Here is a 26261-nt window from a genome sequence, read left to right on the forward strand (position 1 = left end):
CCGCTATTAGCGAAGAGTTAGTTTAGGGTATTAGCAAATGCCAGGATTATAAACATTGTAGCGATATATAGTAAATTTACCAACAATCATATATTCTAAAAATATTAATCATTTAAGTAAACTAAATTGGTAAAAGTAGCTGGTTTGTTAAAGAGAATTAATGAGCGGTATTTAGACACTGTTAACAAAGCTTATTTAGTTGATGAATAAAGTCTTTTTAGCTGCAAATTATAAGATTTTTTTGAAATAGGAATAACTATTCCAGCAAAAATCTTATTAATTTTCGCTAAAAAATCCATTAATTCATCAACTAAATAAGCTTTGTTAACAGTGTCTAGTATAGTTATGCTCATAGGATTAGGTGATAAAGAACATAACGATTGTAAGTTGTCATTCCCGCGAAGGCGGGAATCTAGATACCTGCTTTCGCAGGTATGACACAAAGTTTGTATCACCTAATTCAATAGGTTTCACTATAGTTGTCGCCACACAAGTAATGTAAAAGCCTTAGAATATAAGGTTTACAGTGATGTATTATGAGATAGAAAAGTTAATTTTGTTGCATATAGAAATAGACCCCTTTTGAAACGCTACTTCTGCTGGTGATTTGTACGTGATACCGGTGCTTTGATCCTCGTGTACATTGGGGTACGCTGAGGTTCGAGGCGAAGTGTCTCCTGCAAATTCCTCAGCATAAGCGAGTTTCTAAGGGTGTTGATAGCACTTGAATATATTTAAGCTTGTTTAAGTAGTAAGTGCTACCTGGTTAACTTGATATGTAAATTACCATTCCCAATTTTACAATATAATTCAATTATTTTCTTTCTTGGTATTTTGACTATCACTAATAGTTGATTGTTGTTGATTTCTCAGTTTATTCTTTTCTTCTATTGAGTTAAGAAAAAAATAAGTAAATGTTAAGAATCCGATTAGCATAGGAATAAAAACGAATATAATAGCATTGCGTTTTCTAACAGATTCTTCACGATCTAAACGACTCTCCTGTTCTTCATATGTTTCCCCTAATTCATTACGCCATACATCTTCTTGATCTGAATTATTTTCTAGCATTTTATACCTTCTATTAAATATTATTTACAATGGTTTAATAATTAAACTATAAGAAATTATATACAAATTTAAATTAAATTAATATATAATATTTAGTTGTATTAATTTAAATTAAACTTGTTGTAAGGGTTGTTGGATTTCTAATTAGTTGTAAAACTTTGATATATCAATAAATTAGCCGGCTTATGATACCATACTGATAGAAAAAGTATATTGCTAAAATACTACAAAACTAACTTTCTTAGATATTATAATGACCCCATAAAATAAGACCAATAAAAATAGATTAACTCTGTTGAAATTTTATATTATCTGTATTTTATTTATAATAAAAAATAGTTAATTTTTATATAGTTAAAAACGGATTAACTTATTTTTTTGGTTTGACATTTGGGTACACTATACATAGTAAGCATCATTTTGGGTCTAGTCTCCCTTTTAGTCTTTATTTTATTTAAAATATTTAATACAAATCTTCTGATAATTGCCATATTCGCAGGAGCATTGCCTTGTCTTATGCTACTTGCATCCTCGTTAAATACCACGTCTATAGTTATGCTCATAGGATTAGGTGATAAAGAACATAACGATTGTAAGTTGTCATTCCCGCGAAGGCGGGAATCTAGATACCTGCTTTCGCAGGTATGACACAAAGTTTGTATCACCTAATTCAATAGGTTTCACTATAGTATCCAATGCATAGATTCAACTCCCCAATGGGACCTTATATTCTTTAACATTACTTCAGCAGAATTGTTGGAACTACTGATATAATAATTTACTGATTCTGACACTTTATTTTTTTCAACTACTTTTCTTTTGATCTCAATAACAGAACTCAAACTAGCCCATTGATCATCATTAGTTATTTTCTTAATATCACGAATTATGCGACATTTTCTTTCCTCAATTCTGCCATGTCCCTTTTCATATGTTCCTGCAATATCCGTTCCTAAAAACTCAAAAACCTCTGTCTGAAAAGCTTTTTCAACCTCGTTGTACAATCCAGGGTGATTCATCTTTAAACCCAAAATATATTCACCCTCTTTCTCTACAATTTGCTTAGCTATATTTTTTTGACACCCCATTGCATCAATACTAACTATTGCTCCTTTGATATCCAAACACTCTATTGCTTCTGGAATAGATGTAATCTCATTCTTTTTACTATCAATAACTTTGCCGAATAAAGTTATACCTGATTCAGCTGCATATACATTTAAAAAATGTAATGCTCTGATACCCTCATGTTTTGTTCCTCTCAGCGTTTTACCATCTATTGCATAATGTTTTTCACTTAAATTGTTAGTAAAATATTTTACTAACACCTTATTTAATTGACTAGAATCAAGACTAGTAAAAAAACGTCTAATTGTACAATCACTAGGCGTACCATTTTCAAACGGAAAATATTCTCTCAAAGTATCAATATGTGCCTTGCCAAATTCTTCAATCTCCTCCCAACTCTCCGCCCGTGCGGCAACCGCTACTATTGCTAAAAACACTAACTCTATTAAGGGATATGCTATCTTACTTTCTTGTCTATGATCTTCAATATAGTGAAACCTATTGAATTAGGTGATACAAACTTTGTGTTAACCTTGCGAAAGCAGGCATCTAGATTCCCGCCTTCGCGGGAATGACAACTTACAATCGTTATGTTCTTTATCACCTAATCCTATGGGCATAACTATATCGCAAAAATGTTCTGCAAAGTTCTTGACGAATTCTCTCTCTCTTAACATCACTATCTCCAAATAATAATTATTTTATTAAGAGATTCTTACGATATTACTCCACTATTTGCAAAAACTTTATTATTAACATTTCTTTACCTTCTGTTCATGAGACCGCCGTGGGGTATCACCTTGTTTGCATGACTAGCAGCAAGTAGGCTTGCCATTGCCTCTTCAGTCCATTTGAACTCGGTTGATTCCGCAACTGGCTTGTTGCTAGGTGGTATATCTTTAGGCACAGTAATTGGTGGTACGGGTTTTCCTAATAATTCTGGTGGCAATGCTATCTCGTCATTGCGAGAAGGCGTGAGCCTACGAAGCAATTGTAAGTTGTCATTCTTAGCAACGGCGGGAATCTATATCCCTGCTTTCGCAGGGATGACAAAAACAGGATTGCTTCGTCGCTACTAAAGCAGCTCCTCGCAATGACGTCTGTGAATTTGCCTGAATAAGATTTAACATAGCAACTAATTTTTTAAACTTGCTATAATATACACCATAAAACCACTAGCACTAAGTAGCAGAATGAAAAAAATATAATAATTTAGGAAAAATTATTTTTAATCATCGAGAAGCTACTCTTTAGCTTGGATTTTTTCTTCTCCATCTTGTCCTGACTCTCTCAGCTTTTGGTAGTTTGCAGTAATATTTTCTTACAGCACTATAATCCTCGCTTCTTCCACCATTCATCGGTTTTGAATTCTTCAGGTAAATTTGGATCTTCGTAAGTATGTAATGTAATATCTTCTACAGCTATATCCATTACTTTACTAACTTCATTATCATATTCATCATCTAAATTCGTCGGTAATTTTGTACCACACCACGGACAATGGTATATATCCTGAGAGGCTACACTTTTCTTTAAATTAATATAATATGATCTCCATTTTGCTGAATACCCTATCGAAACTCTTCCTTCTTCAAGGAAATGTTCCATTGACTTACAGCAATGTTGTTGTGTCGTAATACTCATTAATTTACCTTTTGTCTTATAGTTCTTCCAATTTTTGGTTCTTTAATCATTCTACCTGTCCTAGGACACATAGCTCCTAAATGTTCTTTACCTTTTGGTCCATATACTTCAATTTCATTATGCAAATAATCCCATTCATAAAATCTAGTCTTAGCTCCTGACTCACCATTTGTTTTAATACCACCCTTGTAATTTTCTAACTCCTTCCATATTGGACTTTCAGATTTTTCACAATTAGATTTTCTGTGCTGCTGATCATCATCCGGTTCTAGGTCACCCGGATCAGGCATGAAAGTAGCGGATGCAGACACCTTCTGTTGCTGTTTGCTTGTAGATGGTTTATTACTATTATCATCATGTTTTCTTTTTTCAAAGTCATTTTGTTGTTGTGGGTTTGTTATATTTATTACACTTTCTGGCTTTGCAGCAAGTGTAAGTGCAATTTTAAGAATTTGACCAGAAGGATCATCACCTATATTTTCAAACAGCCACGATACCAATGCGTTTTTAGGAGTATTCATAATTGCAGTAACTGCTGCAGCTCCACCAACAATAGTTTCAGTAGCTGCAACAAAACCAGCACCTTCCAGCCCACCACCAGCTACCACAAGAGCAGGAATAGGAGCAGCCTGTGCCTCTGATACCCCAAATAATTCTTTAGCTATTTCTACTAATTGTCGTTTTAAATTATCATATCCGCCATGTTCCTCTATTTTTTGGGTAATTTTTGGATTACCTTGAATAATCTCCTGTAACTTAACATCTAACTCATCCTTGGTTTTACCGGTGGCAAGCAGGCTTGCCATGCCCTCTTCAGTCCATTTGAATTCGGTTGGTTCAGCAGCTGGCTTGTTGCTAGGTGGTATATCTTTAGGGACAGTAATTGGTGGTACGGGTTTTCCTAATAATTCTGGTGGCAATGCTATCTCGTTGCTAGCAGCGGTGTTAAAGCTATAGAGAGGTTGCCCCCCTGCCGCTGATCCGCTTGGTAGTTTTGGTAATGGTGGCGGAGGTGGTGTTCCTGAAGATGCACTTACTGGACAGGCTATGCTCTGTAAGAGACCAGCCGAGTACTTACCTTGAGTACTACCGGATATAGCGTCATATATGCTACCAGTATTACTCGAACCTTTATTGGTAAAGCTAAAATATTGTTGGTCATTCGAGTTATAGCCTATAGTAATTGGCTTACCACCCTGACTTTTGCCATAAGATTGCAGTAACTTACCATTTTCAAAGACTAAACTGACGTCATTGCGAGGAGATGCAAACCGACGAAGCAATCCATTTTTGGTTGCTTTTATGGATTGCTTCGTCGCTACTAAAGCAGCTCCTCGCAATGACGTCTGTGAATTTGCCTGAATGAGATTTAACATAGCAACTAATTTTTTAAACTTGCTATAATATACAACATAAAATCACTAGCACTAAGTAGCAGAATGAAAAAAATATAATATTTTAGGAAAAATTATTATTAATCATCGAGAAGCTACTCTTCAGCACGGATTTTTCTTCTTCATCTAAAAGATAAAGAGCCAATTACTCATCTTCTTTATCGGTATTTCTTTCTATTAGCTCTTCTGTTAATTTACGGCAAAAACCACGCTCCTCTGCTTCTTTCTTATACCACTCCAGATATTCCCGTGTATTAATCTCTATCTGTGCAATTACTCTTTTTGCCAAAGATTGTAGTTCTTCTTCATATCCATTATCTAATAGTTCTAATATAGCTTGATCCTTTTCTTCATCAGTTATTGAGTTCATTTCTAAAATATCATCCTTTAGTATGCTTACATCCGAACTAATATAACCGCCTTTTACAGTTGGTAATATACCATTCACTGCCCAAGCCAACGTATCAATGGTCTTTTTTATATCTTGAGCAGTTAAATTACCCTTAATCCATCTATTACAAACTTCTATAACGTCTTCCCTATCTTGTTTTGACCATAACTCTTTCATTGTTCCTATCTATATTTCCTTTGGTTAATTATTCTATTAATTTACGGCAATAACCATTTTCTTCGGCTTCCTTTAGATCAGATTCTATTTGTAAGATTATTTGTCTTGCTAAAGCCTTTAGTTTTTCCATATCATCTTCTACCAACTCTAATATCGCTTGCTCCTTCTCATCATTCGATATTGTACCCATTCCTAATATATCCTCAATTAATATACCCAATTCTGTACTAACATATAGTGTACCAAATTTTGGAGTTGGCAATATCCTAAATACTATATGTCCCATCATATCAATTGACTTTATTATATCTTGAACAGTAAAATCATGGTTAATAAGCTTATTACAAAACTCTATAATCCTTTCTCTTGTTTTTATGTTTAATAATTCTCTCATATACCATCTATATCTTTAACTTATTGGTTTTTTAGTTTAAATTCTACTTTTTGGCCAGTCTTAAGATTTTTATAGTAATGTATTTGAAGACTGGTTCCATTATGAAACATTTGATTTTTATTTAATTCATTAGTACTAATTTTAACCCATTCATCTTTTGTCCCGCCATAAGTTTCAATGAGTCTATTTATGTCTTTTATAGCTCTTGCATGTCCTACACCAGCTATTACAGCCCCTTGTTCTTGGGATGCTAATTTTGCATAAAGAGCCGCTAATTCACGAGGTGTACCAGAAACCATAGGTTTAACCCCTACTATCTCTTGTATTATAGCATTACTCTCAAATTCAGCCAATCCCAAATCACCAACTAGGGCATTCTTACCAATTCCAGCAATTTCACCAGCAACTGCCCCCTTACCTAAAGTAGTGGCTCCCTCCGTAGCTGTTAAAGCACTACCCACTCCACCAACTGCCTCAATACCGGCTGCTTTTAGCACTGCCTTCTTAGCAACATCAACCACACCCTTAACCGCAGCACCAGCCCCTGCTCCTAAAGCAACCCCACCCGTTAGACCAATTAACGTCTTGGTTCCTTCATCTGGAATATTATGAATAGCTTGTCTGATCTCACCCTTAGGATCAATGTAGTCTACTGCTGGTTTAACTACGTACCCTACTATCTCCCCTGCACAGGCAAGCGGTGTTGTAAGAAGTGCTTTGGTCTTTGGCAATTGATCAGTAGCATTTCGAATATTATCCATTATAGAGCGTAATATTAATCCGGTGACCTCTCCACCTATTCTATACTCTGCCACTTGCATTTTATACGGATCATTGCCAGCATCTTCAAGTATCTTGCTAGTATATTTAACTGCCTGATCCATTCTGTCCTCAACAGATTTCACCGGCTGATCTTTTCTACCTTCTATTTCTGCTAAACATTTATTATATATAGTTTCTATGCGATCTATTACATCTGGATCAAAATGACCATCACTTAACGCAATTATTTGGGCTTTCTCTTCCGCTGTTAGTTTACTATACGTTGTTGCACTATCTAAACCCTTTCCCTCTTGTTCATCTCTGTTAAGGAACAACATTGAATAGTCGAATGGTTGATTATCCTTGGTTTTTCCGGTGGCAAACAGGCTTGCCATTCCCTCTTCAGTCCATTTGAACCCGGTTGATTCCACAGCTGGCTTGTTGCTAGGTGGTATATCTTTAGGAACAGTAATTGGTGGTACGGGTTTTCCTAATAATTCTGGTGGCAATGCTATCTCGTTGCTACCAGCGGTGTTAAAGCTATAGAGAGGTTGCCCCCCTGCCGCTGATCCGCTTGGTAGTTTTGGTAATGGTGGCGGAGGTGGTGTTCCTGAAGATGCACTTACTGGACAGGCTATGCTCTGTAAGAGACCAGCCGAGTACTTACCTTGAGTACTACCGGATATAGCGTCATATATGCTACCAGTATTACTCGAGCCTTTATTGGTAAAGCTAAAATATTGTTGGTCATTCGAGTTATAGCCTATAGTAATTGGCTTACCACCCTGACTTTTGCCATAAGATTGCAGTAACTTACCATTTTCAAAGACATAGATCGGCTGTTTCAATGATGATGACAACAACCCCATTGAAAGATCATTACCAACCATAGAAGTTGATTTGCGTGATAGTGAATCTAGCACTAGATCACCGCTTGTCAACCACGGAAGGTTAGGGGCCGGGGCAGGATGACCACTAAGTTTAGGGTCAGGAGGACTACCACTAAGTTTAGGAATGCTAACAGGACGATAAGCAGGTTCGGCATTTCTAGCGTCAATGTCTCTCTTATAATTATTTAATTGATTCATTTGATCTTTTTGGTAATTCTCAAGTAACTTATCGGCAACCAAACCAATACCACTACCTAAAATTGGGGTAACTAGCTTCCCCTGAATGAGATTTAACATAGCTCTGCCAACCATGTTACCAATCTCCTTGGATAAATCGGCAATTTTACTATCCTGTTCGCTACTACTTGTTTCCATAGTTTGCTCTTTAAACTTAGCTTTGGCTCTCCCCACGGCTCTGTTAATGCTAGTTTCTATATTATGTTTTATATCGTCTATGATCGGCTCTAATTTGCTTGCTATATCCATCATACTGCCCATTTTATGGGCAACATGTATAGCATGTGCCAAATCACTCTGCTTAGCTGCGGCCGAAGTTACTCCGGACACTAGCTCATTGATAATCCTAGCATGTTCCCTGGTTTTGGTAGCATAGGAAATGCTCTGATGTATTTCTGTCATCATCTGGTGACGCTCTACATTACCCTTGCCCAGTAATATAGCATTATGACTTAACGCATTACTTGCTACCTTCGAAACACTGCCGGCTATTCTTTCTTCTACACCATCTAGGACATTTTCTCTTATTCCGTTACTTGCCCAGTTACAGGCTTGCTCAATGGCTATAGTTTTAGCAAATTGAACTCCTGCTGTTTTAGCTAGTTGCTTAATTACCCCTAATTTTAGTTCATTGGTAGCTCCTTGAACCACAGTAGTTTCTAAAACTTTTTCCGTGGCCGCCTTAGTTACTGCTTGCTTTGTTCCTTCTGTTGCTGCTTTTCTAGCAGCATTAGCTTCAGCTAGTTTAGCACAGCCAACTTGTACACCAATTACCGCATAGCTAATTGCCTTACCGAGGAAGTAATCCTCCAAATTAATTGCTTTGCCTGTAGAAATGCTAGCAGCTACCTTATAGGCATCCATCAATCCTTCAATAAAAATACCAGTAGCAAGCGTCATACCGCCACCCATCGTTCCAACAGCAATAAGTGCCCCTACCGCCATTTGGGCAATAGCACAAACTGCTACTAATACGGCATTTTGCCATTCTTGCCGTGGTTTATAAGTCTCTAGCTCAAATATTGCATTAATGCCCAGAAAATCGATCTCCAATATATCATCTTTGCTTAAGTCAGGAGCTAGTTTTTCTTTGCTAATATTCGATTTAACTCTTACTTCTAGTTCACCAGATTCATTAATTACCTTAATTGCCGAGTTTATATGATCATATAAACTCTTAAAAAAACCAATCTTAGTGGTAACTTGCTTTAATAATTGATTGTCAGCACTAGTGGAACTAGCTACTGTTGTAGCCATGGCTGTTAAATATGATAAAATTTCAGACAATCTATTGCCAGTTTCTAGTAACGACGATATTGCATTATTTTTATAGTTATCATCGTTTTCGGGACCTCTATTAATAAAGCATTCTGCTGTATAATAATGAGCAGCAAAATTATAGATATCATCAATATCCGTGGCTTTGCTAAGCGTTCTAAGAATAGATCCAGAATCACTAAGACCATAATGCTGCAGAACTGCATAACTAGGATTACTATAACTACCAGCTTGATACTTGGCTTTAGCAGCGGCAATAAACGTATCTATATTATCACTTTCTTTATGGGTTTTTAGCCATAAGCCAAAATCCTCGATGAACTGCTTAATTTTGCCATCAACTCTTCTTTTATCACCAATTGCTTTAGCAAATTCTGAGTAAACAGCAGTGAATTTTTGGTATAAGTCATCTTGAGCCAGAAAACCTGGTATAGTATGCTCTATACTATGTGTAACATTATAACTCTCTTGTGCGTCACGCTCTTGTTGCTTAGCAGCAACTACTTCCTGGCTACTTATACCAAGAGATTGATACTCATAATAATTGCTATCTAACGCAATAATCTGATAACTACCACTATTACCTTGCCTTGCAGTCCTACCCTTTACTTGGGCTTCATCTCTGGCATTCTTGGCAATGAAAGTAGATATAACATGTAGCCCACCATTTGCCTCCACCTCTAAACTAGTCTTAATGTCAGTTCCCCTACCAGCTAAATTAGTTGCCACTATAATAGTATTAGGCTGAGCTAATTGCTCTATATCGGAGTTATATAAGGTCTTTTCACTTCTTGAATAATTGATAATTTTTCCCCTACTGCCACATTTATTTTTTAAAGCTGTACAAATATCTTCTGAATCCTTAATGTCCTTACATATTATTAGCACAGCTCTATTGTGCAATATTGCTTCTTGGTAGCTACTATCACATACCGCCTCTCGTAAATCATCTGAGGTTGGTTCAAGTCTAGCTGGTAGCTCTACAACCTGTTTGTCTTTATAAGTTGGGACAAAGGTAAGAGCCACACCATATACAGTTTTTAAGAATTTTTGTGAGCTATCAGAACCAAGAGTACCGGTCATACCGAGAACCTTGCCATATTTTAGGAAATAACAGATATTGCTAATAAAAAAGGTAGTTAATCCTTCTGAAGAAATACGACAATTATGCTTTATTTGTAGGAATTGGTGCAAGCCATTTTGCCATACCATGTTTTCTTGCGTCACCCCAGTACTACTATCTACAGGGTTGATTACTTTCTTACCATCCACATTAATGTTAATTACATAATCTCTATCTAATTGCAGCCTAATTGCTGCTCCTACTAAACTTGCTGCCCAATTGCCTGCCTGGAATTTAGCATATTGCACCAGATGTTTTGGTATTGGGGATGCATCGATAATGCTCTCTATCATCTCCCGAGTCTTTTCAATAGCAAAACTTTCTTCAAAGTTCATAGGCAGAATAACTTTCTGAAAATTATCCCATGCTATAGTCAGAATAGGTAGTAAATATTCCATCAACGGAACAGGCGATGTTTGCTTGGCAACATGATTGCTGCTATCTACTAGCATACTATCTACTTCATCTACTATAGTGACGGCAAAATCTCTATCACCACGTCTTGCACCTTGGCAGCTAGTATTACTGAGAAAGTCGGTTTGAAAACTTAAAGCATCTCCGTATACTATATCGCAGGAATAACAAGCTTTTTGTCCATCTATACTGGATTTCCCGATATTAATACCAACGCTCAGTCCCAATAACTCAAAAAAACCACTGGCTCCTTCATAGCCAATAGTAGAAAGCACGCTAGAACTAGTGATCAAATCTACTTTCTCTCCATTTAAGGCTAGTATGGCAGCCAGCATGGCAGATATTGTTGATTTGCCCTCACCAGTTGCAATTTGTAGCAATTTACCTTTGTTAATTGGCTCATAATCAAGTAATAATAACAGGGATACTATTTGCGTATCGCGAAGTAAATGCCCTTCTTTACCATTTTGTAGCGTATGTAGATTATTAGCTCTTTGTAGTACTGCTATAAGTTTCACTATATTATCTTTATCAATAATACTTCCTGGTGAACAACTAGCCTTAAATTTTATTGCCCACTCTTTTACTTGTTCTGCATTCCAGTCTTTTATAGCTAACCCACTATCATTATCACTAGCTGAATATAAATTTTGGATTCTTTGCAAAATAGCTACATATTCCTCAGATTTCTCTTTTAAATCAGGGTTAAGCTCAACAAACTTTGCTAGTAATTCAGTCCCCTTATTTTCCAACTTATGCTCAAATTGATTACTAGCAATAGTATAAATGGCTGGCTCCAATTCCTTGCCAGAACATTTACTAACAATATCAACTACCGTCTCACCTTCTTTGTTCCTTTGTTCATCGGTTATTTGATATTCATAAATAGTTTTAAAGCCACTTACAAAAAACAATATATTATTTGCCTTAATATATTGTAAAATCTCAACTAAGTTACTTACTGACCAGCCTTTTGACTTTAGTTGATAACAAAACTGGCTAATCCTTGCCAAACTATCGTCTGCTACCAGACCTTCAAGATTCTTTAGCGATTCAGATAATATTTTAGTCTCTATAACATCTATTATATTGGCTAGGCTGGCATAGCCCAAATCACTTATTATCTCTTGTTGGCTAATATTATGCTTGTTTATTAATTTTAGGAAATTACTATATTCTTCTAGAGAGCTTGCTTTCTCTAATATTATTCCCAATAAAATCTCCTCCATAAACCCTGGACTATCGGAATGATAATCTAAGCTTTTCTCCAACTGCTCAAGATAGAGGTGAGTTAAATGCCAATCAGGGAATTTATTCTCTATAATATTTTTTATCTTTCTCTGCTGTTCACTTAGTAGGTATACTTGCAGCAAAACTGCATAACTCTATTAAATTTTTTTGGTAGTATGAATTTATTTTATAAATTTGGGTTCCTACTATGCAAGTATCACCGATTAATAAAAAAACTAGTTGAAAAACTATCAGTTATACTATAACATTTCAATTATTAAACGTAATGAATGAATCAAAATGAAAAAGCCAAAAGTAGCGACCTTAAGTGCTGAGGAACGAGAAGAACTAATCCAGCATATTAAGGCAAATTCATTAACAGGAGATGATCAGCAAGCGGTGATAGAACTTGTGAAATTTTGTAACGAACTAATAGACAAGCTAGCATCATCAAACATCAGTATAAATAAGCTTAAGGAGATGATGATTGGTTTTAAGGCAGATAACATAAAAAAGATAGTTCAGATTCATTAAAAGAACCACCGAGTGAATCTGATAATAAGAATGGTGGTAATGAAGAAGAGTACGATGAGTCCAAGAAGAGAGATCGCAGTAATTGGCAAGGTAAATATGGATTTGATGATTATCAGGATGCGAATACCAGCTATTTATCTCCTGAGAATTTTTGTAGTGGTGATAGCTGTCCTCACTGTGATAATGGTAAACTCTATAATAGTGAAGCTAGAAAATTGCTACAATTTACAGGTAATGCTCCAATTACAGTCAACAGATATGTAAAGAAAACGTTACGCTGTAATGCTTGCGATTATACAGTTATGAACAATAAGAATATCAACAAATGGACAAATAGTAGCAAAAGTGCAATAGTGTTACAAAAGACCTACGGTACTCCCTTCTATCGTTTATCTAGGTTGCAAAGTTTAAGCGGGGTTCCTGTATCATATAGCACTCTGTGGCAACAATATTTAGATGTTTGGCAAGAAGATGGTGGAGCTGAAATTTACAGGGTATTATTAGAAATGGCTGCCGAATGTAGTTCACTGAACCTTGATGATACTAGAGCCAGGATTTTAGAAATTACTGTAGCCAATAAAAAATTACGAGTTCAAAATAAGAAAGGACGCAGCTGTTATACCACTACTATATGTGCTAAGACTGCCAATAATGAGGTGATAGTTTTATATTTTACCGGTAATAAGCATGGCGGGGAGAATATTGGTAACATACTAAAGAATCGTAAGAATAGAACTGATTCTATTCATTTAATGACTGATGCAAGTAACAATAATAACCCGGTATTATCAGAAGCAGATAAAGAATTACTGGCAATAATAGTGATGATCAATTGTTTGTCACATGGGCAGAGAAAATTTACAGAGAATGAACCATATTACCCTGAAGAATGCGGATATTTTCTCAAACAGACTGCTGGGATTTACCATAATGAACATCAATGTAAAGAGATGAGCCTTGAGGAGAAGCTGAAGTACCATCAGGAACATAGCAGTAAATATATAGAAAATATATATAACAAAATAGATGAATTATTTAACGACAAGAAAGTTGAGCCTAATAGTAGGTTTGGGCAAGCTATGAAATATTGGTTAAATAATAAAGAAGGTTTGACGCAATTTTTGAAAATTCCAGTTAGCAGTCTTGATAATAATTGGGCTGAGAGGTCACTACGTACCATTATTTTACAAAGGAAGAATTCATTATTCTTTAAAACAATCAATAGTGCTGAGATACATAGTGGTCTGTATAGTATAGTAAAGACTTGTAGTGAGAATGAAATCAATGCATTTAAATATTTAAATTGGCTGCAAGAGCAGAGCAACAAAGCAAAGAAGCATCCTACGAATTATACGCCTTTTGCCTATGCAAGATATATAAATAATACGGAATTAATCAAGACAGCAGCTTAAATGACAGGAAGCCAATCATTAGAGAGTTTGGCAGAACTAGGATCACCATTATGAATAAGAATATGTAATGTTCTATAGCAAATTTGATAAGATGAATTATCAGATGGGGAAAGTTTTGCCGTAAATTTACCTTTGGATAGGCGTTTAGAGCATAACCAAAAGCCTTGACCGTCAAAGGACAAAATTTTAATGGCAGTTCTGTTTTTATTATAGAATAAAAACAAGGAACCATTAAGAGGGTTGGAAGAAAGTTTTTGTCTGCAAACAGCTATTAAACCATCGATACCCTTACGAAAGTCGATGGCAATAGTGGCAACAAAAATAACTGACTGAGGGGTTAGTTGCAGCATAGAAATGTTTGAATTATGGTTTTTAGCTCTAGTGTTTGAATAATAAGCTTGGTACCATTTGGCTTAATAATGTGGCAAGTGTAGTAATTTTGTTTGGGAGTAGCCACAGGATCAGTATCTATAGAATTTACTAGTTGAAATGGGAGAAAATTAATATCGTGTTGCAGTTCTTTATTTGAAGTTGAGGTAGGAGAAGTTTTGAGGGAAGGTTGATGGGCTTGTTGAATTGAACTAATTATTGTTTTATTAATATTGAGATGTTTGGCTATATCTTTGCAAGAATAGTGATGGAGTAGCTGGCGAACTAATTCCTTTAGATGGTTTGGTATGGGATCAAACTTGTTAGTTTTAGTTTGACGCCAGGCTTTAAATTGCTGAGCTACTTGCTCAACAGTAATTGATGGTATTTGCATAGTAGGAACCCAAATGTATAAAATAAATTTTATACTAACAAAAAAATTAGATAGAGTTATGCAGTTTTGCTGCAAGTATACGTCTCCTAGGCTGTGAAGGTTTCTAAAGTGACCTAATTTTGGCTCTTTTTTGCTACGAATAAATATGATTTTCTTGAAATAGGTACACTATTCCTTCAAAAATCCTATTTAGTCGCTCCGTCAAAAAGGCTGTAGGTATGAGAGGTAATACATGTTTGCGGTTAAAAATCACATCAAAATCCATAAGATTTTCACCCTATTTTGTCAAAAACCTTATGGATTTACAAAGCTTTTATAGTGAAACCTATTGAATTAGGTGATACAAACTTTGTGTTAACCTTGCGAAAGCAGGTATCTAGATTCCCGCCTTCGCGGGAATGACAACTTACAATCGTTATGTTCTTTATCACCTAATCCTATGAGCATAACTATATAACCTAATCACAGTACCAAGCTTGTCATCCCTGCGAAAGCAAGTATCTAAAATAGTGGACAAAAAGCCCTGAGATATTATAGGTTCCTGCCTACGCAGGAATGACATCCTTTTTGTTTAAATAGTCTCCCCGTCAAAAGTCTAGAAGGATAATATATAATATGGTTAGCGGGTAAAAATATCTAGATAATCCATAAGAAAATGCTATAATATTGGCAGAAACCTTATGGATTGTATGAATTATGCCGATAGAAGATATAATAAAATCCCAAAAACAAGGACAGCTTTTTGGTTATAAATTGACCGAAGAATTAAACCCTAATAACAAGTTATATAAATTAAGATCGTTAATAAATTGGACTGTTTTAGAGGAATGGTTATTGACAAATGTTATAGCACTTAACATATAGGTTCATACATTATTTTAAACGTTCTACAACTTGCCTCAAATACAGAAATACCTTTATCTAATAATTTTCTAATGTTATTTTTTATCGGAAACCAATGATGTTCAATAGGATTTAAATCAGGGGAATAAGGTGGTAAAAATTTTAGTTTGCAGCCAGCTTTTTCAATTAATTCTTTAGCCCTTTTGGATTTATGAAAGCTTGCATTATCAGCAATGACAACCTGTCCAGGCTTTAGCTCCGGCACAAGGCAATTTTCTATATAAGCTTCAAATACCTTACTATCACAGCTCCCAGTAAAGACTAGTGATGCGATTAAACTATTCTGATTTAACGCACCAATAAAACTTGTTCTTTCACTACGTTTTCCCGATTTACTCCCATTACAACGACTTCCTTTCATTGACCATCCATATTCATATGATTCATTATCATTTATGCCCGCTTCATCAAGATAAACACGTCTCTCTATCGGCACTTTTTCTAATTCACTGAGAAAATCTTGTCGCTTTCCTTCATCTCTTTCTTTATACGCATATGTCTTTTTTTTCGAGTAATGTTGAGTTTCTTTAAAGCTCGGCTGATAGTCATTATACTTGCAACATTATCTAATTCTTTTGCTATTTCTGTAAGCGTTAACGAGTTACCCTTTTCTACTAAATGACGCAACTCCGATAAATCAGGGATTTTATGACCATATCCTTTCTGGTATCCCTCCTTTGACTTTATATCTCCAGTTTGTTTCTTTAATCTAATCCAATCATAGATTATTGACCGACTAATTTTAAAGGTTTCGCATGTAAGTGCTACTTTCTTATATTTCTCATAATGTTCTATAACTCTAGAACGTAAATCGTAACTGTAGGGGGATGCCATATTTCTATTATATAATTTTTTTATTATTTATCATTATAACTTATTTGAATCCATATGTTAAGTGCTATAATATCAAGAAATTTGGTAGGAATCGCAGATGTCACAGGTTATTACTTGGAGTAACTATGCTGCAAGCGATGTATAACCTGTCAGATGCTGCAGCTGAAGAAGAGCTGAGAGAGAACGTATATTGGCAATATTTTTGTGGTTGGGAATATTTGCAGAAAGATGCTGAGATATCAGAAGCTAGTATACGAAGGTTTCGTGCTATATTAGGGGAAGAAGGATATAATGAGATATTAAAAGAATTAACAAGAATTGGTTGCAAAGTCGGAGTGCTTAAAAAAAAAGACTTAGCATCGATAATCGTTGATACTACAGTACAAATTAAGAATATTAAGTATCCTCATGATGTGTATTTGATGGATAAGGCAAGAATAGAGCTAGTAAAGTTATGTCATACTTTAGGCATTAAGTTACATGAGACATATGCCAAGCAATATAAAAAAGACATAGTAAAATTATGGAAATATAAGGATAATAGTAAAGCCAAAAAACGTAAGAAGGTAATGCAACATTTAAAGATATTGCTGGGTCGTTTAATAAGAATATCTCAGCGAGAAATAGCAAAAACAAAGTTAAGTTTGTCATTAAAGCAGCAAGAAATACTAAATAAGATTAAAAAGATTCAGGCACAATCTATACTGAGTAAAGCAGAGAAAGAGCGATATAAGGAGGATAATAAAGTATTATATAGTTTTCACGCACCGGAGGTAGAGTGCATAGGTAAAGGGAAATTAAACAAACCCTATGAGTTTGGTAACAAGGTTTCGATAGCAGTAAGTGGTCGAGGTAATTTTGTATTAGCGGCCAAATCATTTCATGGCAATCCATATGATGGTCATACATTATCGCAGACTGTAGAGGTTGTAAAGAAATTAACAGGAGTGGGAATAGCCAGGACATTTGTTGATTTAGGCTATAAGGGGAATAATTTTAAAGAAAAAGACAAGGTGTATAGCCCATATTGCAAGAAGAAGCTATCCTCAGATGATAAGGCAATGATCAAGAGAAGAAGTGCTATAGAGCCGATAATAGGACACCTTAAGCATTATGGTAGAGTTGGCAGAAATTACTTAAAAGGAGTAATAGGAGATATAATAAATCCGTTAATTTCCGCTGTAGGATTGAACTTACGGTGTATTGGTAATCACCTTCTCAAAACAAATTTTTCTACATAAAAATGACTCAATAAAAGAAAATTAATCAAACGATTACAAAATCGTTAACAAATCATCGTGCAAAAAATTTCTAGAAATCATCTTTTTATATTAAAAATTTACATCAAAAGAATTAAACTCTAAAATTTTATACAAAAAATTTTTTGCTAAGCTGCTAATTTTTTAATTTTTTGCACTTTTGACGGGGAGACTAGATACCTGCTTTCGCAGGTATGACACAAAGTTTGTATCACCTAATTCAATAGGTTTCACTATAAGGCTTATGATGCATATGAGCGGGTAAGGAACAGGCTAAAAGAAAAAGGTTGTGTGGCTGTAATTCCATCAAGGAAGAATCGCAAAATTCCAATAGAATTGGATACAGAGCTTTATAAGGCACGGCACTTAATTGAAAATTTTTTTGCTAAGCTTAAACAATATAGGGCGATTGCCACACGCTATGATAAAACGGCTCAAAACTTTTTGGGGGCGATTCATCTTGCTGCTTCTGTCATTTTGTTGAATTGATGACACGCCCTAGGCACAAGTCAAAGATAGTTGAGGGATTTTTAGAAGAAATAAAGCTGAACCCCACAGCGTACATAAACGTACGTGAGGAGCAAAAGGCAAGCTTTGACGACACAAAAAATCACCAACTAGAGTGAGTGACTTATACAAGAAGTCTAATACACCATATCAACATAATGTGCCGACTCTGACCCCCTTCCATCACAACCTACTTCTTCATGGTATTCTTGAGCACAGCTAAGAATAGCATCGTTAATAATATTATCTTCAGGTTCAAACATTGAACTAAAAAATTTAAGAAATTTATTCTGAAAATGGCTAAATTCAGCTATGTTGACATTTTTAAAATTGCCATCAGCAATTGCAGGAAGGTGATCGGACAAAGCTACAAGCTGTGCATCATTTAATCCTTCTAAGAATTTTTGTAGAACAGCATATTCCTTGGGAATTAATTTCATCAAGCCGTCTTTTAGAACCCCAACTTGCTGCTCACTTAAGTTTGTCGCTAGTTTTGCCTCAAATTTTTCTGATATTACGTGGTTACCTTTAGCAACAGCACTAGAATCCTCTTCATTCTTTTTAGCAATAGCATCACCGACCACTAACGCACTGGAAATAGTAGAGTCATCAACGTTGATTTGTGATTCATGAAGTTTTGAGCTTTCCTCTCTAGCATTAACATTCTTAACCAATGTTGAACATAACTGTTCAATCAACTCTTTATTATTTTCTAAATATTGCTCAGCAGACTTTTTTAATTTAGCCATATTCTCTGGTTTAGAATTATCCAATTTCGTAGATCCTTTTGGCACAGGAAGTAATAAGTTGACAAATTGTCCTTCCCCTGGTAAATCTCGTTCAACTTCTTTCGTAGCAGCATCTTGAGCAGCTTTCATTATGTCACTCACTAGCCCATTACCTAACTGAGGTAATATACCATCAAGGTGAGGTGGCAGTGCATCTTTTTTTTCACGAGGCGATTCAAAATTAAGGGCAACAAGCTTCATGTTATCTAACATTTCTCCTTGTTGATCACGACTTAACCCATCTTTAAGATATTTTAGAGCTTCTGCCGCTGGACGATTATAACCTACGCCTCCATCAATAAGAATATGTTCACCTTCCTCATCCTTAATTTTCACGCTTTTAAAATAGCTCGGAGCTGCAGTAGTAGCGAGGACTACATCTTTTGCCTTAACGTCAGAATGGTTATGACTATCAAACATCTTAATAGAATTCTCTTTATTTAACTCAAAAGTTGTTACAAGAACACGACCTAGCAAATCCTCAAATTTCATATCACCCAGATGCTTGTCCAAAAGCGCTTTAAGAGGTTTCTGGCTATATTTATGACTAAACACTTGCCCAACTTTTCCCTGATGATACCAGTGTTGTGGAAAAATATCAGCCGCACTATTTTCAAATAATTCTAAAGCTTCTTTCGCTGAAAAACGCGGTTCTGTTGAACCGGGTTCTTTAGGAATTGCTAATAAAACGGCAATTAATCCACCAACGCTAGTACCGGTAAGAGTCGGGAATATTTTAGATATAGGCATATCCGTTTTGTCTTCAATCTCTGCAAGCATTTCCAACTGCATACCTCCTTTGACCCCACCACCTGAGAGAGCAAGTATTGCATTTGTAGAAGCTGCAGAGGAAGGCAGATGACTTCCTACATTGTTGTTTACAGAACTTTTTCTAGCCATAAGATAACTCCATATTTATGTTATAGTTATGCCTATAGGATTAGGTGATAAAGAACATAACTATTGTAAGTTGTCATATATGGACGAGTGAATTTGTCAATAAAGAAAATAAAAAATAGAGCCACAAAGGAAGCGGTCATATATTCGGCATCGAGTGCCATAATGGTTTCTGCATTCTTCTAAATATCCTTGAGTAACCTCTCATTCCCACGGCTTCTAGAGCCTCGACATAATTGCGGATTTTGTTCAGAATACTTATTTCATTAACTCTTTTACTTTCGTTCTCTTTATTGTTACTAACTTACTCGCAATATTTACCAATTGCCATTCTTTTGCTTAATTGACATAAATTATCCTTCTTGCCAACAGCGCTAATTTGCGACATACTCGCTGCCATTGGTAACTACTGCATAAGCTATTCTAGCTAATTTATTCGCTAAACCAACACATATAATATTATATGATTTGTTTTCAGCAAATTTCTTCACTGCCCACTGAACTAGCTTATCTTTTGATTCTTTATCGCTTTTGGCTCTTATTGCTATTGTTCTTGCAGCTTGAATCAACATAGTTCTAGCATATCTATCACCTTGTTTGCTAATTCCTCCTAAAACTATCTTATCTCCTGAGGTGTATTGTTTTGGCACCAAACCAAGCGACGCAGAAAAATCCCTCGGGGTTGCGTAATTTTCCATTGGTGCTACGCTCAAACAACTAGCATTGATTGCTCCAATCCCAAAAATTGTCTGCAACCTAATAGCTTTCTCATTCTGTTTATTATTACTGATTATCAGCTTTTCTAAAGTTTTTTCTTTGTTACACAAATTCTCAATTTCTTCACATTCTAAAAGTAAAATTGACTGTACCCCAGAAGTTATATAACCTTCTATATACGCTAATTCTACCTCCGACTTACATGCTTTGCAAAATTTATTTTTGCTTAATTTTGTATTATAACCATATTCATATAAACTTGATATTGTAGAATTAGTTTTTTGTACTCGATCTCTGATCGTATTACTTCGGATTTTATGCAAAAATTTTATATCTTGTTCCTCTTTGCTTTTGGGTAACACATCTTTTAGCTCTGGATCGCGAGCAGCTTTACATATTGCTAAGGCATCGTTATAATCATTTTTCTGCCTCGATGTTGCATAAATTTTTACATCTTTTGTTTTCATCAACTTAACTTGCAAATCAAGCTTGTTAATTTCTTGCGACCAATAATTACCTCCTCCACATGCTTCCATGACCACCAGTGAACTTTTATTGAGATTGTTTAAACATCCTATTAACTCATCTCTTTTAACTTTTTGATGACCGACTTTTTTGCCATTTTGATCAACTTGCACCAAGTGCATAATATTTTTTGCTAAATCTATTCCAATTATACTATTTTCTATGCTATTATTTATCATGGTATGGACCTATTAATTAAATTGTTATTTAATTTGGAGCAACTGAAAAACATTTTTCACCAGACTCCGTACAAGTAAAGCATATTTCGCTTCACTCGTCCATACCATCATTCCCGCTTATGCGGGAATCTAGATACCTGCTTTCGCAAGGTTAACACAAAGTTTGTATCACCTAATTCAATAGGTTTCACTATATATAGATTATAAAAACACTACATCTTATTTAATTTACAGTAAACCCTTTGTCTCAAAAGGTCAAGTAATAGGTGAATAAATTGCTAATTATTAGCTGAAAATTAATTATATAGTAATAATTATGTTACTATATAACTAAAAGTTGACAAAGTTAGAATAATCTGATAAATTAAGTGTATGATATAATTGGTTGTGTTGATTTTTTTAAAGAATATTTATCACAAGAAAATAAAATCATTTTACGCTTTATAAGTTGGTTAAGTTGTCTATAATCCGGTTTAATTAAATTTATTTGATAAGATATAGATGAGTAAACCTAAGTCCGTTTTTTTATCAGCCATCTCAGGAAATATACTAGAATATTATGATTTCACAGTATACTCAGTATTTTCACTAATGATTGGGCGTACGTTTTTTCCTGGAAATTCAGAATTTATACAAATAATGTTAAGTCTCTGTGTATTCGCAGTAGGATTTGTTACTAGACCAATAGGGGGTATATTTTTTGGTTATGTTGCAGATAAATATGGCAGGCGTATCTCCTTGATTATTTCTATGCTTGGTATGACTATACCAACATTCACTATGGGGTTAATCCCTTCTTATTACAGCATAGGAATTTGTGCACCAGTAATATTGATCATAATGCGTCTCTTACAAGGTTTGTGTATTAGTGGCGAAGGTGCTGGAGCGGCTATTTTTATTTTAGAGCATCATCAAAATTTACGATCTGGTCTTACTGCAGGCTTAGTGCATGCTTCAAATATTGCTGGTACGTTGATTGCTACTCTTGTAGGAATTATTATTGAGCAATATTTTCATCATCTTGATTTTGCTTGGCGTTTCGCATTTTTATTAGGTGGAGTCCTGGGATTGGTTGGCTTTTATTTACGTCTTCGTGTATCAGAGACTCCTATTTTTAAAATGTTAGCTGAACAGAAAAAAACTTTAAAAGCCCCGTTTATCAACGTAGTCAAAACAGCTTGGAAAGCAATGTTTTTAACATTTTGTGCTGGTGCATTTGCTAGTAGTATAGTATATTTAATAAAAACCTCCAATGTATATTACCAGGACGTCATGCATCTTGATAATACAACTGCCCTTATTTATCTATTATATGTCAATTTTATAATGATGATATCTATGCCATTATTTGGTGGATTAACTGACATTATAGGGAAATTTAAAGTACTAGTTTTAGTAAGTATAGCGGTCTTAATACTAGTTTTACCTACTATATTATCTATGTCATTACCGTCCATGTGGCAACAAATTTCTGCTCTAACTAGCTTGGGTATTCTTGGCGGAGCAATAGCTGGAACAGCCTATAGTACCATTATAGTGTTATTTTCTCCTGAACAGAAATTTTCAGGGGTATCTTTTAGTTATAATTTGGGTATTGCTTTGTTTGGGGGGACTTCTCCCCTTATTTCACGTTGGCTTGTTGGAGAAACAGGCTTGTTTTACGCCCCTGCCTTCTATATTATGAGTACTTCTATCGTATTTTTAGTTATCATTTATTTTATGAGAAATGAAATAAGACGATTAATTAAAAATAATAGCTACAAGAGAGACTATTAAAATTATTTTTTAAAAAACCCTTAGTGGAAGAAAATTTTGGAGTATACTATAAAAACTTAAAGAATTATGACAACTAATAAGGAAAGGGCGATAACATGGTTCAGTAATTTACGTGATCAAGTATGTAGCGAATTAGAGAAAATAGAGCTTGAATATAGTGAAATGAAAGGTTTAGCACCTGCAAAATTCATACGAACACCCTGGGATAGAAAAAGCGGTGGTGGTGGAGTAATGTCTGTAATGCGTGGTAACTTATTTGAGAAAGTAGGGGTGAATATTTCTACAGTTTTTGGAGAATTATCTCCAGAATTTAGTAAAAATATACCAGGTACGGAAAATAGTAGGCAATTTTTTGCTACTGGTATTTCTATCGTGGCTCACCTTACTTCTCCATTAGTACCAGCAGTACATTTCAACACTCGCTATATTGCAACTGCTAATCATTGGTTTGGCGGTGGTAGCGACCTAACGCCATTTTATCCTGATAAAAATGAGACGGCAAAATTTCATACTGCTTTTAAACAAGCTTGTAATAAACATGATCCAAATTATTATCCTAAATTTACAAAACAATGCGATGAATATTTTTACTTAAAACATCGGAATGAACCAAGGGGAGTAGGGGGTATATTTTATGATTACTTAAATACCGGAAATTCTAATAATGATTTTTCTTTTACTAAAGACGTAGGACAAGCGTTTTTAACAATATATCCTGAAATTGTTAGAACAAAAATGTTTCTACCTTGGAGCAAAGAACAAAAAGATTATCAATTAGTACGTCGAGGCAGATATGTTGAGTTTAACTTATTATATGATCGTGGTACATTATTTGGCTTAATGACAGACGGTAATGTTGAAGCAATATTAATGTCTCTGCCCCCAGAAGTGCGTTGGTAGCCTATAGCTAACCCGATTAGTATTTATCCATAGCAAACTGCCTCAATATTTGTCATCCCTGTGAAAGCGGGGAGCTAAAGCAGTATTGAGAATGCTTAAGGTATTATAGATTCCCACCTATGCGGGAATCTAGATACCTGCTTTCGCAGGTATGACACAAAGTTTGTATCACCTAATCCTATGAGCATAACTATATATGGTAGAATACGTAATATATCACCAGCTACCGGCTCAAAATTTAGTCTAATTCCCACTGATAATGCAACCGGTAATTTTACTAAGATTGTTCAACGGGTTTCTGTGCTAATAGATTTTGAGACTCCTAAGAATGTTACTAATAATTTGCTCCCAGGAATGTCCGTTATGGTTTCGGTTAGGACTGATGAGATCTAGGCTGTTCATTTGCTAGATTTTCAGGCGTGATATTATTACACCCCCCAGATTTATTATTCCAACTTTCTCCATTATTTTTTCTTGATATCCTTAGCCAAACCATAAAGTATTGTATACTAGGTTCTTATATCTTTAAATTATGATATAAGAGCCTAGGCTCTGTGAAGGTTTCTAAAGTGACCTAATCTTGGCTCTTTTTTGCTACGAATAAACATGATTTTCTTGAAATAGGTACACTATTCCTTCAAAAATCCTATTTATTCTCACTAAAAAATAGCTCAAAATATAGATCAATTAGAAACTTTCACAGAACCTAGATAATATGAACTATTTGGAGGCAACAAATAGCTTAACTAGTGCAACCAGAGGAATAGCAGTATGAGCGATAACAATATTAATAATACTTATTTACGTACAAATTTTAAAATTCCACCTGACCCTCAAGAAAAACCTGAGGCAGGAAAATGTAATAATTATAACTTGAGAAAGAATAATGGTGCTGCTAAATGGATAGTGATGCATTATACAGTATGTGATCTTAATGAAACTATCGCACTATTTACCAATAATACATCAAATGTTTCATCTCATTATGTGATAAATACTGATGGTACTATTTATAGACTTGTACCAGATGAGTATAGGGCTTGGCATGCTGGTAGAGGAAAATTAGAACCAGATAGCGATCTTAATCCAGTCGACCCAACACTTATAAATTCAAGATTTTTTGGATCATATGGTAGCGCAAATAATTTAAAAGAAAATAGTACCCTTAATCCTCATATTGTGACTTCAATACTTGATAATGATATGAATAGTTGGTCCATTGGTATTGAACACGTTGCTTCTGGTAAGGAACCTTTCACTGATCAACAAATAAATGCCAGTATTGGGCTGGTTAAAACATTAATATCTAAATATGAAATAAACCCCAAACTAATAATAGCTCATAGTGATTGGATACCAAGTAGAAAAATAGATCCTGGCATATATTTTCCTTGGGATAAGTTTGCTAAAGCATCTTTTGGTTTTTATTCTTTTGTTTCAAGAAAAGATAATCCTAAAGTTATAATATCTTATAATGATAAAACAAAACAAGATAGGAACAAGATTGAAGAAGTACAGAAGTTACTTGAGAAATTTGGTTATCCAATTATAAAAGCAGATAACTCAAATCTAGGCTTATTAGATGATGATACTATATCAGCTATGTTGGCTTTTAATATTCATTATACAGGTGACATTTTAAATAATATTGCTCTTAAAAAACAATGGGATATATTATGGAGTAATTCTAGTAACAAGGATGCCCGAGGAATATTAGCTACTTGGAGTGAAAATAGTGAGAATGTATTAAATGATCTACTAAATTCTATGCACCTAAATAAAAAAATGGATAAAAATTAATAAACAAAAAAACGTTACCATGAACAAGTATTAGGCTGGTATAGTTATGCTCATAGGATTAGGTGATAAAGAACATAACGATTGTAAGTTGTCATTCCCGCGAAGGCGGGAATCTAGATACCTGCTTTCGCAGGTATGACACAAAGTTTGTATCACCTAATTCAATAGGTTTCACTATACCTGCTTTCGCAGGGATAACAAGCTTGGTACTGTGATTAGGTTATAAAAACTTTGTAAATCCATAAGGTTTTTGACAAAATAGGGTGAAAATCTTATGGATTTTGATGTGATTTTTAACCGCAAACATGTATTACCTCTCATACCTACAGCCTTTTTGACGGAGCGACTATCTAGATTCCCGTCGTTGCTAAGAATGACAACTTACAAATTGCTT

At 34.9% G+C, this 26261-nt stretch carries 30 protein-coding genes and 2 pseudogenes; 13 read left to right on the forward strand and 19 right to left on the reverse strand.

The annotated features are described in order from the left end of the window. Positions 1-191 precede the first annotated feature (191 nt). Positions 192-353, reverse strand: coding sequence for a hypothetical protein (locus tag ACQH2P_RS06585; RefSeq protein WP_425363525.1), 162 nt, complete (start codon positions 351-353; stop codon positions 192-194). An 8-nt stretch (positions 354-361) separates the two neighbouring features. Between ACQH2P_RS06585 and ACQH2P_RS06590 the strand changes: the two genes are divergently transcribed. Further along, the gene (locus ACQH2P_RS06590; RefSeq protein ID WP_425363526.1) at positions 362-502 is read left to right on the forward strand and encodes a hypothetical protein; all 141 of its coding nucleotides are present in this window, start codon (positions 362-364) and stop codon (positions 500-502) included. Between the two features lie 308 nt (positions 503-810). Here the strand turns inward: ACQH2P_RS06590 and ACQH2P_RS06595 are convergent, their stop codons facing one another. Together ACQH2P_RS06595 and ACQH2P_RS06600 are read right to left on the reverse strand one after the other, a co-directional pair. Beyond that, positions 811-1071, reverse strand: a complete 261-nt coding sequence (locus ACQH2P_RS06595) for an RC1041 family protein (RefSeq protein ID WP_425363527.1) — start codon at positions 1069-1071, stop codon at positions 811-813. Between the two features lie 365 nt (positions 1072-1436). Continuing rightward, positions 1437-1634, reverse strand: a complete 198-nt coding sequence (locus ACQH2P_RS06600) for a hypothetical protein (protein WP_425363528.1) — start codon at positions 1632-1634, stop codon at positions 1437-1439. An 8-nt stretch (positions 1635-1642) separates the two neighbouring features. Between ACQH2P_RS06600 and ACQH2P_RS06605 the strand changes: the two genes are divergently transcribed. After that, positions 1643-1774, forward strand: coding sequence for a hypothetical protein (locus ACQH2P_RS06605; RefSeq protein WP_425362822.1), 132 nt, complete (start codon positions 1643-1645; stop codon positions 1772-1774). Here ACQH2P_RS06605 and ACQH2P_RS06610 read toward each other — a convergent pair. The 9 genes from ACQH2P_RS06610 to ACQH2P_RS06650 all read right to left on the reverse strand — a co-directional run bounded on the left by ACQH2P_RS06610 (position 1755) and on the right by ACQH2P_RS06650 (position 12216). After that, entirely contained in the window at positions 1755-2627 is an 873-nt protein-coding gene (locus ACQH2P_RS06610; RefSeq protein ID WP_425364082.1) for an ISAs1 family transposase, read from the reverse strand. The two genes, ACQH2P_RS06605 and ACQH2P_RS06610, sit on opposite strands and share 20 nt — an antisense overlap. Continuing rightward, entirely contained in the window at positions 2597-2743 is a 147-nt protein-coding gene (locus ACQH2P_RS06615; RefSeq protein ID WP_425362823.1) for a hypothetical protein, read from the reverse strand. Before ACQH2P_RS06615 ends, ACQH2P_RS06610 begins: the two co-directional genes overlap by 31 nt. A gap of 159 nt (positions 2744-2902) precedes the next feature. Further along, complete coding sequence (locus ACQH2P_RS06620; RefSeq protein WP_425363529.1) at positions 2903-3130, reverse strand: hypothetical protein; 228 nt, start codon at positions 3128-3130, stop codon at positions 2903-2905. A 16-nt stretch (positions 3131-3146) separates the two neighbouring features. Then, the gene (locus ACQH2P_RS06625) at positions 3147-3269 is read right to left on the reverse strand and encodes a hypothetical protein (protein ID WP_425363530.1); all 123 of its coding nucleotides are present in this window, start codon (positions 3267-3269) and stop codon (positions 3147-3149) included. A gap of 199 nt (positions 3270-3468) precedes the next feature. Further along, positions 3469-3783 carry a DUF6980 family protein gene (locus tag ACQH2P_RS06630; protein ID WP_425363531.1) on the reverse strand — a complete coding sequence of 105 codons (315 nt, stop codon included), beginning with the start codon at positions 3781-3783 and terminating at the stop codon, positions 3469-3471. Next, positions 3783-5159, reverse strand: a complete 1377-nt coding sequence (locus ACQH2P_RS06635) for a colicin E3/pyocin S6 family cytotoxin (protein ID WP_425363532.1) — start codon at positions 5157-5159, stop codon at positions 3783-3785. The genes ACQH2P_RS06630 and ACQH2P_RS06635 overlap by 1 nt, the downstream gene beginning before the upstream one ends. 163 nt (positions 5160-5322) lie before the next feature. Continuing rightward, on the reverse strand, positions 5323-5745 hold the full coding sequence (locus ACQH2P_RS06640) for a hypothetical protein (protein ID WP_425363533.1): 423 nt from the start codon (positions 5743-5745) through the stop codon (positions 5323-5325). 28 nt (positions 5746-5773) lie between these two features. Beyond that, positions 5774-6139 (reverse strand): hypothetical protein, encoded by a 366-nt coding sequence (locus ACQH2P_RS06645; protein WP_425363534.1) that lies wholly within the window; start codon positions 6137-6139, stop codon positions 5774-5776. A gap of 20 nt (positions 6140-6159) precedes the next feature. Then, positions 6160-12216 carry a preprotein translocase subunit SecA gene (locus ACQH2P_RS06650; protein ID WP_425363535.1) on the reverse strand — a complete coding sequence of 2019 codons (6057 nt, stop codon included), beginning with the start codon at positions 12214-12216 and terminating at the stop codon, positions 6160-6162. Positions 12217-12373: 157 nt separating this feature from the next. Between ACQH2P_RS06650 and ACQH2P_RS06655 the strand changes: the two genes are divergently transcribed. The 3 genes from ACQH2P_RS06655 to ACQH2P_RS06665 are packed head-to-tail and all read left to right on the forward strand — an operon-like array spanning position 12374 to position 14019. Then, entirely contained in the window at positions 12374-12607 is a 234-nt protein-coding gene (locus ACQH2P_RS06655) for a hypothetical protein (protein WP_425362620.1), read from the forward strand. 30 nt (positions 12608-12637) lie between these two features. Then, positions 12638-12871: a hypothetical protein gene (locus ACQH2P_RS06660; protein ID WP_425362621.1), complete on the forward strand. Its 234-nt coding sequence runs from the start codon at positions 12638-12640 to the stop codon at positions 12869-12871. Positions 12872-12909: 38 nt separating this feature from the next. After that, positions 12910-14019, forward strand: a complete 1110-nt coding sequence (locus ACQH2P_RS06665) for an IS66 family transposase (protein ID WP_425363536.1) — start codon at positions 12910-12912, stop codon at positions 14017-14019. Here ACQH2P_RS06665 and tnpB read toward each other — a convergent pair. From tnpB to ACQH2P_RS06685, 4 genes are all read right to left on the reverse strand, one after another. Beyond that, entirely contained in the window at positions 14016-14369 is a 354-nt protein-coding gene (gene tnpB, locus ACQH2P_RS06670; protein ID WP_425362591.1) for an IS66 family insertion sequence element accessory protein TnpB, read from the reverse strand. The genes ACQH2P_RS06665 and tnpB overlap by 4 nt on opposite strands. Next, a complete protein-coding gene (locus ACQH2P_RS06675; RefSeq protein ID WP_425363537.1) occupies positions 14357-14782 on the reverse strand; it encodes a hypothetical protein in 426 nt (141 codons plus the stop codon). The genes tnpB and ACQH2P_RS06675 overlap by 13 nt, the downstream gene beginning before the upstream one ends. A 302-nt stretch (positions 14783-15084) precedes the next feature. Then, complete coding sequence (locus ACQH2P_RS06680) at positions 15085-15213, reverse strand: hypothetical protein (protein WP_425362645.1); 129 nt, start codon at positions 15211-15213, stop codon at positions 15085-15087. Next, a complete protein-coding gene (locus ACQH2P_RS06685; RefSeq protein WP_425363538.1) occupies positions 15210-15344 on the reverse strand; it encodes a hypothetical protein in 135 nt (44 codons plus the stop codon). Before ACQH2P_RS06685 ends, ACQH2P_RS06680 begins: the two co-directional genes overlap by 4 nt. A gap of 134 nt (positions 15345-15478) precedes the next feature. Here ACQH2P_RS06685 and ACQH2P_RS06690 point away from each other — a divergent pair, with 134 nt between their 5' ends. Continuing rightward, on the forward strand, positions 15479-15646 hold the full coding sequence (locus tag ACQH2P_RS06690; protein WP_425363539.1) for a hypothetical protein: 168 nt from the start codon (positions 15479-15481) through the stop codon (positions 15644-15646). Here the strand turns inward: ACQH2P_RS06690 and ACQH2P_RS06695 are convergent. Then, positions 15636-16519, reverse strand: a protein-coding gene (locus ACQH2P_RS06695) for an IS630 family transposase (protein ID WP_425362619.1) whose coding sequence is annotated in 2 segments (ribosomal slippage) — positions 15636-16196 and positions 16199-16519 — 882 coding nt in all. Because the reading frame shifts where the segments join, the coding sequence is not laid out codon by codon here. The genes ACQH2P_RS06690 and ACQH2P_RS06695 overlap by 11 nt on opposite strands. Here ACQH2P_RS06695 and ACQH2P_RS06700 point away from each other — a divergent pair. Together ACQH2P_RS06700 and ACQH2P_RS06705 are read left to right on the forward strand one after the other, a co-directional pair. Then, entirely contained in the window at positions 16513-17760 is a 1248-nt protein-coding gene (locus ACQH2P_RS06700; RefSeq protein WP_425363540.1) for an IS5 family transposase, read from the forward strand. The genes ACQH2P_RS06695 and ACQH2P_RS06700 overlap by 7 nt on opposite strands. 255 nt (positions 17761-18015) lie before the next feature. Continuing rightward, positions 18016-18267: pseudogene (locus tag ACQH2P_RS06705) on the forward strand (transposase); the annotation flags it as partial. A 155-nt stretch (positions 18268-18422) separates the two neighbouring features. Here ACQH2P_RS06705 and ACQH2P_RS06710 read toward each other — a convergent pair. Together ACQH2P_RS06710 and ACQH2P_RS06715 are read right to left on the reverse strand one after the other, a co-directional pair. Beyond that, a complete protein-coding gene (locus tag ACQH2P_RS06710) occupies positions 18423-19973 on the reverse strand; it encodes a patatin-like phospholipase family protein (protein ID WP_425363541.1) in 1551 nt (516 codons plus the stop codon). A gap of 371 nt (positions 19974-20344) precedes the next feature. Further along, entirely contained in the window at positions 20345-21391 is a 1047-nt protein-coding gene (locus ACQH2P_RS06715; RefSeq protein ID WP_425362708.1) for an IS110 family RNA-guided transposase, read from the reverse strand. 501 nt (positions 21392-21892) lie between these two features. Between ACQH2P_RS06715 and ACQH2P_RS06720 the strand changes: the two genes are divergently transcribed. The 5 genes and pseudogenes from ACQH2P_RS06720 (at position 21893) to ACQH2P_RS06740 (ending at position 26082) form a co-directional block, all read left to right on the forward strand. Continuing rightward, complete coding sequence (locus ACQH2P_RS06720) at positions 21893-23167, forward strand: MFS transporter (RefSeq protein WP_425363542.1); 1275 nt, start codon at positions 21893-21895, stop codon at positions 23165-23167. Between the two features lie 63 nt (positions 23168-23230). Further along, a complete protein-coding gene (gene hemF, locus ACQH2P_RS06725; protein ID WP_425364125.1) occupies positions 23231-24067 on the forward strand; it encodes an oxygen-dependent coproporphyrinogen oxidase in 837 nt (278 codons plus the stop codon). Between the two features lie 192 nt (positions 24068-24259). Next, a pseudogene (locus tag ACQH2P_RS06730) lies at positions 24260-24460 on the forward strand (HlyD family secretion protein); the annotation flags it as partial. A gap of 378 nt (positions 24461-24838) precedes the next feature. Further along, on the forward strand, positions 24839-25867 hold the full coding sequence (locus ACQH2P_RS06735; protein WP_425363543.1) for an N-acetylmuramoyl-L-alanine amidase: 1029 nt from the start codon (positions 24839-24841) through the stop codon (positions 25865-25867). Between the two features lie 62 nt (positions 25868-25929). Continuing rightward, on the forward strand, positions 25930-26082 hold the full coding sequence (locus tag ACQH2P_RS06740; protein ID WP_425363544.1) for a hypothetical protein: 153 nt from the start codon (positions 25930-25932) through the stop codon (positions 26080-26082). Positions 26083-26261: the final 179 nt, after the last annotated feature.

The organism is Candidatus Tisiphia endosymbiont of Hybos culiciformis, assembly GCF_964030975.1.
Taxonomy (GTDB): Bacteria; Pseudomonadota; Alphaproteobacteria; order Rickettsiales; family Rickettsiaceae; genus Tisiphia.

What these genes read in the sequence shown, in the direction of transcription:
- ACQH2P_RS06585 (WP_425363525.1), bottom strand. Translation starts at nt 353, where the DNA reads ATGAGCATAACTATACTAGACACTGTTAACAAAGCTTATTTAGTTGAT.
- ACQH2P_RS06595 (WP_425363527.1), bottom strand. Translation starts at nt 1,071, where the DNA reads ATGCTAGAAAATAATTCAGATCAAGAAGATGTATGGCGTAATGAATTA.
- ACQH2P_RS06600 (WP_425363528.1), bottom strand. Translation starts at nt 1,634, where the DNA reads ATGAGCATAACTATAGACGTGGTATTTAACGAGGATGCAAGTAGCATA.
- ACQH2P_RS06625 (WP_425363530.1), bottom strand. Translation starts at nt 3,269, where the DNA reads ATGTTAAATCTTATTCAGGCAAATTCACAGACGTCATTGCGAGGAGCT.
- ACQH2P_RS06630 (WP_425363531.1), bottom strand. Translation starts at nt 3,783, where the DNA reads ATGAGTATTACGACACAACAACATTGCTGTAAGTCAATGGAACATTTC.
- ACQH2P_RS06635 (WP_425363532.1), bottom strand. Translation starts at nt 5,159, where the DNA reads ATGTTAAATCTCATTCAGGCAAATTCACAGACGTCATTGCGAGGAGCT.
- ACQH2P_RS06640 (WP_425363533.1), bottom strand. Translation starts at nt 5,745, where the DNA reads ATGAAAGAGTTATGGTCAAAACAAGATAGGGAAGACGTTATAGAAGTT.
- ACQH2P_RS06645 (WP_425363534.1), bottom strand. Translation starts at nt 6,139, where the DNA reads ATGAGAGAATTATTAAACATAAAAACAAGAGAAAGGATTATAGAGTTT.
- ACQH2P_RS06655 (WP_425362620.1), top strand. Translation starts at nt 12,374, where the DNA reads ATGAAAAAGCCAAAAGTAGCGACCTTAAGTGCTGAGGAACGAGAAGAA.
- ACQH2P_RS06660 (WP_425362621.1), top strand. Translation starts at nt 12,638, where the DNA reads ATGGTGGTAATGAAGAAGAGTACGATGAGTCCAAGAAGAGAGATCGCA.
- ACQH2P_RS06665 (WP_425363536.1), top strand. Translation starts at nt 12,910, where the DNA reads ATGAACAATAAGAATATCAACAAATGGACAAATAGTAGCAAAAGTGCA.
- tnpB (WP_425362591.1), bottom strand. Translation starts at nt 14,369, where the DNA reads ATGCTGCAACTAACCCCTCAGTCAGTTATTTTTGTTGCCACTATTGCC.
- ACQH2P_RS06675 (WP_425363537.1), bottom strand. Translation starts at nt 14,782, where the DNA reads ATGCAAATACCATCAATTACTGTTGAGCAAGTAGCTCAGCAATTTAAA.
- ACQH2P_RS06685 (WP_425363538.1), bottom strand. Translation starts at nt 15,344, where the DNA reads ATGTCATTCCTGCGTAGGCAGGAACCTATAATATCTCAGGGCTTTTTG.
- ACQH2P_RS06690 (WP_425363539.1), top strand. Translation starts at nt 15,479, where the DNA reads ATGCCGATAGAAGATATAATAAAATCCCAAAAACAAGGACAGCTTTTT.
- ACQH2P_RS06700 (WP_425363540.1), top strand. Translation starts at nt 16,513, where the DNA reads ATGCCATATTTCTATTATATAATTTTTTTATTATTTATCATTATAACT.
- ACQH2P_RS06710 (WP_425363541.1), bottom strand. Translation starts at nt 19,973, where the DNA reads ATGGCTAGAAAAAGTTCTGTAAACAACAATGTAGGAAGTCATCTGCCT.
- ACQH2P_RS06715 (WP_425362708.1), bottom strand. Translation starts at nt 21,391, where the DNA reads ATGATAAATAATAGCATAGAAAATAGTATAATTGGAATAGATTTAGCA.
- ACQH2P_RS06720 (WP_425363542.1), top strand. Translation starts at nt 21,893, where the DNA reads ATGAGTAAACCTAAGTCCGTTTTTTTATCAGCCATCTCAGGAAATATA.
- ACQH2P_RS06735 (WP_425363543.1), top strand. Translation starts at nt 24,839, where the DNA reads ATGAGCGATAACAATATTAATAATACTTATTTACGTACAAATTTTAAA.